This is a genomic window from Schlesneria sp., assembly GCF_036405755.1.
Lineage (GTDB): Bacteria > Planctomycetota > Planctomycetia > Planctomycetales > Planctomycetaceae > Schlesneria > Schlesneria sphaerica.
On the sequence record NZ_DASWWZ010000245.1, the window covers coordinates 1 to 11,987 of the forward strand.

At 58.3% G+C, this 11,987-nt stretch carries 9 protein-coding genes; 8 read left to right on the forward strand and 1 reads right to left on the reverse strand.

Annotated features, from left to right (window positions below; genetic code table 11):
- Nucleotides 1–753 precede the first annotated feature (753 nt).
- Nucleotides 754–1,836, forward strand: a complete 1,083-nt coding sequence (locus tag VGE80_RS08695; protein WP_373653531.1) for a GNAT family N-acetyltransferase — start codon at nucleotides 754–756, stop codon at nucleotides 1,834–1,836.
- 141 nt (nucleotides 1,837–1,977) lie between these two features.
- Here VGE80_RS08695 and VGE80_RS08700 read toward each other — a convergent pair whose 3' ends face one another.
- The gene (locus VGE80_RS08700) at nucleotides 1,978–2,700 is read right to left on the reverse strand and encodes an alpha/beta hydrolase-fold protein (protein ID WP_440592379.1); all 723 of its coding nucleotides are present in this window, start codon (nucleotides 2,698–2,700) and stop codon (nucleotides 1,978–1,980) included.
- A 169-nt stretch (nucleotides 2,701–2,869) separates the two neighbouring features.
- Here VGE80_RS08700 and hpt point away from each other — a divergent pair, with 169 nt between their 5' ends.
- From hpt to VGE80_RS08735, 7 genes are all read left to right on the forward strand, one after another.
- Complete coding sequence (gene hpt / locus VGE80_RS08705) at nucleotides 2,870–3,388, forward strand: hypoxanthine phosphoribosyltransferase (protein WP_373653533.1); 519 nt, start codon at nucleotides 2,870–2,872, stop codon at nucleotides 3,386–3,388.
- Nucleotides 3,389–3,589: 201 nt separating this feature from the next.
- Nucleotides 3,590–5,221, forward strand: coding sequence for a hypothetical protein (locus tag VGE80_RS08710; RefSeq protein ID WP_440592380.1), 1,632 nt, complete (start codon nucleotides 3,590–3,592; stop codon nucleotides 5,219–5,221).
- A 525-nt stretch (nucleotides 5,222–5,746) separates the two neighbouring features.
- On the forward strand, nucleotides 5,747–7,204 hold the full coding sequence (locus tag VGE80_RS08715) for a DUF1501 domain-containing protein (protein ID WP_440592381.1): 1,458 nt from the start codon (nucleotides 5,747–5,749) through the stop codon (nucleotides 7,202–7,204).
- A 76-nt stretch (nucleotides 7,205–7,280) separates the two neighbouring features.
- Nucleotides 7,281–7,634: a hypothetical protein gene (locus tag VGE80_RS08720; RefSeq protein WP_373653536.1), complete on the forward strand. Its 354-nt coding sequence runs from the start codon at nucleotides 7,281–7,283 to the stop codon at nucleotides 7,632–7,634.
- A gap of 217 nt (nucleotides 7,635–7,851) precedes the next feature.
- Nucleotides 7,852–8,502: a sigma-70 family RNA polymerase sigma factor gene (locus VGE80_RS08725; RefSeq protein WP_440592382.1), complete on the forward strand. Its 651-nt coding sequence runs from the start codon at nucleotides 7,852–7,854 to the stop codon at nucleotides 8,500–8,502.
- Nucleotides 8,503–8,591: 89 nt separating this feature from the next.
- Nucleotides 8,592–10,274, forward strand: coding sequence for a serine/threonine protein kinase (locus tag VGE80_RS08730; RefSeq protein WP_440592383.1), 1,683 nt, complete (start codon nucleotides 8,592–8,594; stop codon nucleotides 10,272–10,274).
- Between the two features lie 195 nt (nucleotides 10,275–10,469).
- On the forward strand, nucleotides 10,470–11,330 hold the full coding sequence (locus VGE80_RS08735; RefSeq protein ID WP_373653539.1) for an efflux RND transporter periplasmic adaptor subunit: 861 nt from the start codon (nucleotides 10,470–10,472) through the stop codon (nucleotides 11,328–11,330).
- Nucleotides 11,331–11,987: the final 657 nt, after the last annotated feature.

Here is an 11,987-nt window from a genome sequence, read left to right on the forward strand (position 1 = left end):
ACATCGACAAGAACACGGCTTCTACGAAGACTTCGAAGCAGTGGCAGTCTGACGGATAGGTTCATCGTCCAGCCCCCTCAGTCGGAGTCGCGGAACAAGCGAAGATGCCACTGTATGACCGTCCCCGGGCATGCAGTGCGCTTTCCGGCACCAGACATCGACAAGAACACGGCTTCTACGAAGACTTCGAAGCAGTGGCAGTCTGACGGATAGGTTCATCGTCCAGCCCCCCTCAGTCGGAGTCGCGGATCAAGCGAAGATGCCACTGTATGACCGTCCCCGGGCATGCAGTGCGCTTTCCGGCACCAAAACTACGATAAGACACTGCTTCTGCGAAGACTTCGAAGCAGTGGCATTCTGACCGTTCGTTTTGTCGGGACGATCAAGACAATCGCGCTGGGACTGGTTTTGCACACGCGAACGCGACAGGTGTGAATCCCTCATTGGAAAAAGTCTCCACTTCGTCCGTCCAGCTTGAGCCCCTGCTCTCAAGTGCTTACGCCACCGATCCCCGGCGCGAGGCCTTTTTGCAAACCGTTACGGGTTCCTGACCTCAACCCTTTCGACCACGCCGAAAGCCACAGGTTTCTCTTGATTTCAGGTTTGAATTCGCCTCTCGTATGGACGATTTGCCAATCGAATCGGTTAGCCCTCGCTACTCACATTTGACCACTAGGCTTCGCGCAGACGCCCGCATCCGCTACACCCCCTGAATTCATCGTCATGTGTCGAGTGGTTCGGGAGCTCGTTTGGATGCGTTGCGACTTTATTGGGCCTGATTCAAGTTTGTGGGGTCGGTTTCTTGCCGACAGCACACACGACTTCTATCACCTCCCCCAATACGTCGCATTAAGTGCCCAGGACCGGATGTGTGCCCCCAATGGTGACGGTACTCCGCTGGCCTTTCATGCTGAAGACGACGACGGCCGTCGTTGTCTCATGACGTTCATCGTTCGCCCCGTCCCCGCATCGTACTCCGCCAACGAGCCACTCTTCGACGCCATCACTCCCTACGGCTATGCCTGTCCCCTGGTCATCAGTCCCGACAAGGGACCCATCGAGCCCTTCCTGCAGCAGGCTATCAGCCGCCTGAAAGAGGGACTCACCGAGCGACGGATTATTGCGGCTTTCTCGAGGTCACACCCGAATATTCCCCTGCCACTGGAACCGCTTCGCCAGATGGGGACGCTGGTCGAGCATGGTCAGACAGTCTCCATCGACCTGACGCTGCCGCAGGAAGAACTCTGGCATCAGACGCGAGCCGGTCACCGCAGCGAGATCAATCGTGCGCGAAAAAAGGGATTCACCGTCGAGATTCAGTCGGACTGGCGAGACTTCGACGAGTTTTTCCGGGCCTATACCGAAACCATGCAGCGCGTTAACGCGAACGAGCACTATTTCTTCTCACGCGAGTATTTTGCGCAACTAAGGGCTTCCATCGGGGACGTGCTGCATCTGGCGATCTGCCACAAGGAGGGGGCGGTCACGTGTGGAGCACTGTTTTCGGAAGTCTGCGGTATTGTCCAGTACCACCTGAGCGGAACGACCGAAGAATTCCACAGCCAGTACCCTACGAAAGTGATGCTCGATTCCGTCCGGACCTGGGCCAAAGAACGAGGCAATCACACCATGCATCTGGGGGGTGGCTACGGCGGATCTGAAGATTCTCTGTTCCAGTTCAAAGCGGGATTCTCACATCTTCGCTCACCGTTCTACACCTGGCGGCTGATCGCAGACCCCGTCACCTATCAAGACCTGTGCCGGCAGTGGGAAGCCCGAACCGGCAAGACGGCAAGTCCCCCCGACGCATTCTTTCCCGCCTATCGAGCACCGTGAACTCTTCTATTCACGCGAGTCGGCGGACGCTGGTTGAGTAGGCCCCGCGCTGGCAGTCCTTTGGGCGGTCCCTATCCCCGGTGAAATTGGTTCACCGTCTCGCCTCGGTCGTCACCAGAAAACGGTGCACACAGCTCAGTCTCAACGAGCCTCCGCAACGGCTCTGGCCAGGAAATCGATGACTTTGGGGGCCATGGCGTTGGCGTAGTTCCACCCGTAGCCGCCGTGAGTCGTGACGAAGTCGTCTTCGAACGCGATGCCCGTCGACGACAACTTGCTGGCCAGCGTGAGCACTCCGTCAAAGCAGTAGGGGTCGGCCGGATCGCATAGCAACAGTTGCCGCCGGGGGTAGTTCAGCGGATGCAGGTGCAGGATGGCTGTCCGCTGTCGTGCGGCTTCCGCATTCTCGAAAAGCGTGTCGAGCGACGTGCCATGTCCCCACCAGGTTTCGAAATCGATCTTCGGCGAGATCGCGACGACGGCAGGAAACTTCCGGGCGTGACGGTAAGCCAGTTGCAGAGCCCCCTGCCCACCCATCTCGACGCCGCAGACACCAATCCGCGGAGGTTCGATCTGCCATCGCTCCGCACAGTATTTCGGGATGTGTTCCGACAGGTAGTCCAGAGGACTGGTCAGCGGGTCGTAAGAGGGATAAACGACGTCGGTCCACCAGCAGTGCTCGCCAAGGGGGCACAGTCCGATCAGATTGTGCTTGGCGAGTTCGTTCGAGTAGGCCGGATTGTCCTTGATCGTGACACCGTCGTAGCCGTGCAGAAACAGGACAATCCCTGCGGGCTTGAGGTCCTCACCCGGCACAAAAACGTCGACGGACTTACCCGAAACCTGCGTCGTTGACCAACTCATGAACGACTCCCGCAAGATTGCTTCGCCTGCCGACGATCTTCACAATGACTGAGCACATCCATCACGCGTCTGCCGGTCGCTTGTCCGCACCACCGTGATCGATCAAGCGGAAGACGAACACGCACGGCTGAATCACTGCACCCTGACTTTTGGGAATGAACGACGACGGATGGTTACATTACTGACAGAGCAACAAATTGCCGAGCGAGTCGCAGAATTAGGGCGGAAATTCACGGAGATCTACCGAGGACGACCATTAACGGTTCTGGGCGTATTGAACGGCAGCGTCATTCTGGTCGCGGACCTCATTCGGGCGATCAACATTCCCCACCAGATCGGTTTTATTCGCGCGTCGAGTTATCGGGGCGAAACGACAGTCCCCGGTCAGCTAACCATCAGCACGGATCTGATGCCCATGATCGAAGGACGCGATGTCCTGCTGGTGGACGATATCTTCGATACCGGGAAGACACTGGTCCGCCTGGTCGAGGAACTGAAGCGGCACCATCCTGCGAGCATCGCTACGGCGGTCCTGCTGTGGAAAGAGGGACGCAGTTGTGTCGACATCACGCCCGACTTTCACGGCTTTCTGATTCCCGACGCGTTCGTCGTCGGATACGGCCTGGATTACGACGACAACTACCGGCATCTGCCCCGCATCGAAGTTCTGGAACCTCACGACTTGTGATCCCCGTTGATCCGAATTGTCCTGCCGCGGGTTCGCGATCGATCGGGTTTCCCCCGATTCGATTTCCCCGCGATCCGATCTATGGGTGAACTCGGAATTTGTTGCTGTTCGCTGTTCGGGAATGAGGATAAAATTGCCTCACCGAAAACAAGGGACCTGACGGGGTTCGCGGTGGGTATTGAACGGACGGAGAAATGACCGATGGACGCTGTTCGTCACACGCCGGACCCGCGAAGTCTCACTGCAACGTCCCTTCACGTGGCCTCGTCACGTTCACCCAGCCCCTGTCCCGCAAACCGTGCGTTGTCTCGCCATCGTATCAGCCTCGGGTCCCTGCTCGGACTGGTCCTGATGGCCGCAGCGGTCCCTGCAGGCGTGGCGGCGGCGGAAACGGTCTGGACCGTCGAGAAACTGAACGACACCAAGCCATGGGACAGATTCCTGGACTCTCCTTTGGCGATTCGCGTCGAAGGGAGAGTCGGTGGGTTCGGCGGTGGTCAACTTCGACTGCTGCGGTGTGATGCCAAGTTCATTGTCGATAGTCAGAAGCTGCGGAACGTCATTCCGAAAAGCACGATCGAACTCACGGGACGCTTTCGCAAGGTCGACTCCAAGCTGGAATTTGCCGTTGAAGAGCTTCGCGTCGTTCCCGGCTATGTCGAACAGTTCGAATCCCGTGCCGCACGACTGAAACGCGCCACCTCTGCCGAATGGAATGAGTTGGGAGACTGGATCGCCGCCCTCGGTCGCTTCTACGAAGATGCAGACCTGCTGAAAAAAGGGGACGAAGCCTATCTCAAGGCGATCGAGACTGACCACGCCAGCCTGAAACCGGATGATGCCGCAGGACGATTCGAACTGGCGACCAAAGTTGACGAACGGAAACTGCCACCCCGCCGCAAAATGGAACTGCTGCACGAAGGGCTGCAGATTCAATGGCAGACCATGCAGAAGGCCACCCCCGTCGATCTGGCCGCATGGCAGGACTTTACCGAGAAACTGGGGGACCCGCTTCCCGGCACGACCACTCCTCTGACCAGTCCCAATCGAGACCTGCAAAAGCGATATGAACTCGACCCGGTGGCCACCTACCGCAAAGCAACGGATGAGCAGAGAATCCAGCTACACCGCTTCTTCTTCATCTCCGCCACCCGCAAACGACTGCTGCACGACGCGTCACTCGATGGGCGTGATGGCGAACGAATCGCGGACCAGATCCTCGAGTTGATTCCCGAAGAATCCGAACTGGCAGAAGTCCATCGCCGACAGAGTCTGGCGTATCGGGTGCTTCACGTCGAATCGGCGACCCGATCCGAGATCGAAGATCTCGCCACCCAGCTTCGCGAGAGAAAGCAGCAGGAAACGGCGGATCAGGCGTTGCTCAAATGGGTCAAATCGCACGAATTGCGGTTGAAGGGGGATGGAATTGTCGGCCTGCTGCAACTGTCCGAAGAGTACCTCACGCTGCTTCGGAAGGAAGCCGAGGCGGTGGAATACCTGTCCGACGCGCACCGGATCGACCCCGGATACGAAGAAGTGAAATCGCGCCTCGCCGCCTTGGGCTACGAATGGCGGAACAGTCGCTGGGTCAAGTCCGTACCGGGAAGGCCTGCCGGCGTTACGACACCCGAGGCCTCACCCACAGGGATCTATCTCGGCATAACCTCAACCGCTCTTCGCGAGATGCTGGGTGAGCCACGTTCACTGACGCGAGCGATTACCTCGCGGGGAATCACCGAAGTCTGGAGCTACGGTCCCCCCGGAAATTCGCGTCTGGTGATTCGACTGGAAAAGAAAAGCAACAGCCAGGAACCCAAGGTGACGAATTTTTAAATTACCAACAACGCCCCACTCCCGGGTCCAGTCCCAGCGGATAGCCACGGTTGACGCGTCTTCGCGGCTACCGGGGCGGCGACAGCCGCAAGAGGTGTTCCTCAACCCAATCGCAACACCCCGCCGTCCGGTCCCCAATTCACCCTCCAGGCGATCACACAAATCCCTGTCCGGCCTCAAGAATCTGCCTGACTGTTGAGAAATGCATGGATATCCCCGTGCAATCCTTCGATTCAACGGCAGTCTCAAGGAGATCACGGCGTTCTCAAGTAATGTCATCGAGGAGCAACGCCCCGACGGAAACCACCAGACGGGATCCTACACCCCATTCCCGGCGTTTCCATTCTCGACGTTTCCTTTCTCGACAGTGACAGAGACTGGGAACAAGGTGCGTCGGTATACTCCACGGCCCCCCGTCGTCACAATTTGAACAGGCGTTCCCGCTGGACTCGAACCGATTACAATGAGTCGCCCGTGCGAGTCGGCGCGCTTCGTCCGTCAAGAAACAACGAAAGGTGATTGTGAATGCCTCAGCCAATCGATCGTCGTGACTTCCTGTCGTGGTCGACGCATGGGCTGACCTCAACGGCTGTCTGGCATGTTCTCAATCAGAACCAACGTGCCGGGGCCGCGACAGTGACGGGAGAAGCCCATGACCCGCCACCGCACCTTCCCCCCAAGTCCAAACGAGTCATCCATCTCTACATGTGTGGGGGACTGAGTCATCTCGATTCGTTCGACTACAAACCCGCACTGGAGAAATATCACGGTCAGCCGCTCCCCTCGTCCGAGAAACCGGAAACATTCTTCGGTAAGGTCGGTCCGCTGCGGAAGAATGACTGGAACTTTCAGCGGCGCGGCGAAAGTGGACTGTGGGTGTCGGAACTGTTTCCGCACATTGCTGAAGTGGCGGATGAACTGACCGTCATTCGCAGCATGGTCGCGGACTCGGCCAATCATACCCCGGCCACCTTCCAGGCCAACACCGGCTTTCGTTTGAATGGCTTCCCCGTGCTGGGCTCGTGGCTCTCGTACGGCCTGGGCTGCGAAACCGATGAACTTCCCGCTTACGTCGTCTTGCCGGATCCACGCGGACTTCCGGCGGGGGGAACGATCAACTGGTCGAACGGGTTTCTTCCAGCTCGCTATCAGGGGGTCGCGTTCCGGACCAAAGGGCAGCCGATCGACGATCTGTTTCCTGCGACCCCGGCAGGAAGTGAGACTCCCCGCTCGTTCTCGGCCAGCAGCGAAGCGAAAACGCGAGAGTTCATCGCGGCACTCAATCGACACCATCAGCAGACCAGGCCCGAATCCGATCTGGTCGCGCGCATGAAAAGTTATGAACTTGCCGCGAAGATGCAGCTCTCTGTTCCTCATGTCACCGATCTGGCCGGGGAAACCGCACAGACGCAATCCGACTACGGACTGGATCGCGAAGAAACGAAAGACTTTGGACGAAGCTGTCTCCTGGCCCGCCGACTGCTGGAACAGGGGGTCCGATTCGTACAGCTATTTGCCGGTGGCTCATTTGGTTCGCCCCGGATCAACTGGGACGGACATGAAAGTGTGAAGGAAAATCACTCACAGGAAGCCCTTCGCGTTGATCAGCCGATTGCGGCCCTGCTGCGGGATCTGCGTCAACGGGGGATGCTCGACGACACCCTGGTCGTCTTCACCACCGAATTCGGACGGACTCCCTTTACCCAGTCCGAAGCGAGTATCCTTGGGGCCGGCCGTGATCATAACATGTATGGCTTCAGCGTCTGGATGGCCGGGGGTGGACTGAAGCCGGGGATCAGTTACGGAGCCACTGACGAGGTGGGCTGGAAATCCGTCGATCGACCCGTGACGTGGCCCGATTTCCATGCCACACTACTGCATCTGCTGGGGATCGATCACGAACGGTTAACTTACTATCACAACGGAATTGAACGACGACTGACGAATGTCCATGGGGAAGTGATCCATGACATCCTGAGCTGACGAGGGGCCCCGGCCACCCGATCGACCAGTCGTCGATCATGACTCCATCACGCATAACGGAAACGCGGACGGTTCTATGGCGAAGTGCGAACTTGGATATCTTTGCGAAGTCTGTGGAGCGGAAGTCGAAGACATCACGCAAAGCGACCTGTATCTCCGGTACATCCTCGGTGAAGTGGAGGCCCGTTATCTGATGACGGCCAAAGAACGGCACTTGCGCTGTAACCCCGTCGCAGCTCAGTTCATCGTCGATCCCGAATTTGAACCGGTCAGCGTGGAAGGACCATTCGACAAGCGACTGCTCGACCCGGCCGAAGTGACCAATCGGGAAGAACGAACGACGCGCGCCTGGCGACGCCTTCAAGAGGTGCGCAGCCTGGGAATCCCGATCAGCGAATACCCCCTGGACCGGATGGAAGAATCACCATGAGTCCCCCTTCCCGCTTCGTGATGGAGCCGCCAGCGAACTGGAATCAGCCCTTGGTGAAATCGCTCGCAGGCGTCTTCGTCAGCCAACCTTTCTCGGAGAACAGACCCATTTTCAGAAACCTCGCGGGGGATGACTGCCGCGATCAGTAGCCTCCTGCCGATGGGGCGAATGAACTGCCCGTAGCCTGACTTTTCCAACCTGTTTCCTACGGATCCTTATGCCGCTCTGGCCAGAACAGACTGTTACCCAGAACCTGCTGGTGAATGCCAGACAGGGAGATCGCGTCGCGGTGAACCGGCTGCTGGAACGGCACCGGAATTCACTCAAAAAATTGATCCAGTTGCGACTGGACCGGAAGATCGCGCAGCGAGTTGATGCCAGCGATGTGGTCCAGGATGTTCTGATGGAAGCCAATACGCGACTTCAGGAATATCTGTCAGATCCGCGGTTACCGTTTCATCTCTGGCTGCGCCAACTGGCCAAAGACCGGATGATCGACATGCACCGTCGACACCGGGGAGCGCAGCGCCGCAGCCTGGACCGCGAACAGTCGATGACTTCCCCCCAATTCGCAGATCAATCAGGGCTGGATCTGATGGGTCAGCTCGCCGATCAGGAACTGACTCCCGCCGCCGCCAGCATCCGCAAGGAACTGGAATCCCGATTCCTGATCGCCCTTGATCAGCTCGACGACGAAGACCGTGAGATTGTCGTGATGCGGCATTTTGAGCAACTGGGGAACAGCGAGGTGGCCGAGGCGTTGGGACTGTCGGCAGCGGCGGCCGGGATGAGGCATCTCCGGGCCCTTCGTAAGCTGCGAGCGATCCTGGGGGATCGGCCCTCTCAAACGGAACAGCCCCATGAATAGCCTGACCACGTCTTCGACGGAACAGGTCATCCGGCCCGTTGCGGCAATGCACAGCGACCTTCGGTACCGGCTTCCCACGGAATAACTCCATGTCACTCAGTCATGATGATCTGCTGGCATCCCTGCTGGACCGCCTCCTTGAGTCGTCCCGCCAGGGAAACTCACGCGAAGTCGAAGCGATCATTCAGGAACATCCCGAACTGGCGACCGAACTGCGTGAACTCTGGGCGACCATGCAGATTGCGGATGACTTCGCCAGCATCTCGGAAATTCTCGACGATAAAGCTCAAGAGCCCGAACACAAAGAGGGGGAGAACCCGCCGCTCGACTTTGGTGACTACGAACTGATCGGGGAACTGGGTCGCGGCGGGATGGGGGTCGTCTATCGGGCCCGTCAGAAAAGCCTCGACCGGATCGTGGCACTGAAGATGATTCTGCGAGGGGACCATGCTTCCTCATCCGACATCGCCCGGTTCCGCGCCGAAGCGGAATCTGCTGCACAGCTTCATCACCCGAACATCGTCAATGTCTACGAAGGGGGTGAAGTTGACGGGCGGCCGTACTTCAGCATGAAGCTGATCGAAGGGACAACGCTGACAAAACTTCTGGCGGATGGTCCCCTCCCTTCGCGCCAGGCCGCCGAGATGCTGGCGCCGATTTGCCGGGCGATTGCCGATGCCCACCGTCGTGGGGTCCTGCACCGGGATCTGAAGCCTTCGAACATCCTGATCGATCTGCAGGGACAAAGTTACGTCAGCGACTTCGGCCTGGCCAAGCGGCTGTCGGGTGACTCTGTTGACGGCGAGAATGGTCTTACTGCCGATGCGAACCTGACGATGACCGGCGCAATCCTGGGAACGCCGGGGTATATGGCGCCGGAACAGGCCGCAGGACGCCGGAGTGAGATCAGTGCCGCGACGGACATTTATTCGCTGGGTGCAATTCTTTACGCCATGCTGACGGGACGGCCTCCCTTTCAGGCGGCGTCCGCCGTCGACACGGTGTTGATGGTCCGGGAACAGGACCCTCTGCCTCCGCGAATGCTGAATCCGAAAGCGGACGCCGACCTGGAAATGATCTGCCTGAAGTGCCTGCAGAAGCCGGCAGACCTGCGTTATCGAACGGCCGATGCCCTGGCCGATGATCTGGAAGCCTATCTCAACAGTGAACCGATTTCGGCCCGTTCGACGCAGATCTCTCAGATGATTGCGCTTGCCTTCCGCGAAACGCACCATGCGGCCATTCTGGAGAACTGGGGCCTGTTATGGATGTGGCATAGTCTGGTCGTCATGCTGATCTGCTTCATCACGAACGGCATGCACTACCAGGGGGTCGAATCCCGCTGGCCATACGCCACGTTCTGGTCGGTCTGTTCGACCGGTTGGGCCTTCATCTTCTGGGAACTGCGCCGCCGGTCAGGACCGATCACATTTGTGGAACGGCAGATTGCGCACGTCTGGGCAGGGAGCGTCGGCTCCAGCATGTTTCTGTTCGGTCTGGAATGGATTTTGAACCTACCCGTGCTGTCGCTCTCCCCCGTTCTCGCACTGATCGGGGGAAACATCTTCTTCGCCAAGGCCGGCATCCTGTCCGGAAAGTTCTACGTCCAGGGAGTGGTCCTTTACCTGACATCGATTCTGATGGCCCTGCTGCAACGCAATCCTTCGATCGATTTCGGAGTGTCGCTGTTCGGCGTCGTCCTGGGTGGCTCATTCTTTCTCCCGGGCCTGAAATACCATCGGCAAAGAACGCAAAACTCGCGCGGATTGTGACCCGTTGCCGCGATCGGTGATGACGGCATGCTCTGGTCCACATTTCGGCGTTCCTGTCATGGACGAGCTGATTTAAACTCGCATCTTTAACTCGCGTCGTTGCGATTGGAGGAGGGTGGGCCATTTCGGTTCTCTTCCGTTGCACCGATCAGTTGTGTTTCCATCCAACGAGTGCCGCTGCCGGGGATCTCTTTCATGAATTCATTGTTTTTGAGTGGTTCCTTGCTGTTGCTGCTGGCAGCAGCCGATCCCTCCGACAGCATTACCATTGAAGGGGCACAGCTCACTCTGATTGAACATGCCGAACTCTCCGCGCGGGAGTCTGGCGTTCTGAGCGAGATCATCGTGTCAGAAGGAAAGACGATCGAGGCCGACGCCCCTCTGGCGATACTCGACGATCAGGACGCGAAGCTGCTGAAAGCCCGTGCGGAAACCGAGGTCGAGATTGCCCGCACACATGCCGAAAACGATCTGCGGATCCGCTTTGCCAAAAAGTCGCTGGACGTGGCGCGGGCAGAGTTGAAACGATCACTCGACTCGTTCAACAGGTTCCCCAACAGTGTCTCGCAAACTGAACTCGATCGACTCAAGTTGCTGGCCGACAAAGCAGAACTCGACGTCGGACTGGCTGACATCGAAGTGGCCCAGGCCAAATTGACTCTCAAGCTGAAGCAACATGATCTCGACCGGGCGACGCTGCAGCTCGCTCGGCGAACGATCAAGGCCCCCTTCCCCGGAATCGTCGTGCAGTGGAAGCGGCAGCGCGGTGAATGGGTCGATGCTGCGACCCCGGTCGCCCGGTTCATCCGATTGAATCGACTCCGCGCCGAAGGGTTTCTGGCATCAAAGCAGGCGACCGGTTCACTCGTCGGCCGTGACGTGACATTCGTCGTCGACGGCAAGAAGTACCAGGGGAAGTTGAACTTCGTCCACCCGGAAATCGACCCCGCGAACCAGCAAGTCCGACTCTGGGCGGAAATCCAGAACGACGATCTGTCACTTCGCCCCGGCCAGATCGGCAAGCTCGAAATCAGCGCCGCCAATCCGAGTCACTAATCCTCGACAATCGATCCCGCACTGTGACAGACCTGTTCCGGCCCCGCAGCCCTGTCGCTATCGCATGAACCAGGTCGCAGCGGCAAGATGCTCATCAAGATGCCCAGAGAGACCACGTCATCCCCCATTATTTACGACAAACACTCTTGACGTATCTTTGATTTTCTTTTAGAGTAACGCGCACGGTCTTCTACGATCGAATGGAGATGGGGAGGCATTGGCATGCGCAGGTCGATTCGCTCAAACGGATCGCGCGGGGAATTCAGGTGCGCGTCGACCGACGGCAAAATCCCCTTTTACGGTCAAAGAATCAGTCCGTGGCGAGGAGATGGACCCTGCGGAACGTGTTGTCGATTAGGTGCTCAAGATGCTCAAGGTTGCGCACCTTGAGCATCTAATTGAAATCCCTGTAAAACAGGGGTTTGATTGATTAGGTGCTCAAGGTGCTCACCAATGTGCAGCGCGCATTTCTCGTCAGGAAGGACCCCGATCCGCAACGTCGCGGCCCGCTTCGTGACCAAAACCGTCACACAACATGCACCTGCTGGCCTGCCCCCGTGCAATCATGGCGCCTCAGGATCAGTCCCCGTAAGCTTTCGTGAGTGCCGGAAGTGAGAATCAGACATTCCCCGAATGCGGTTCTCGGTACGAGGACCG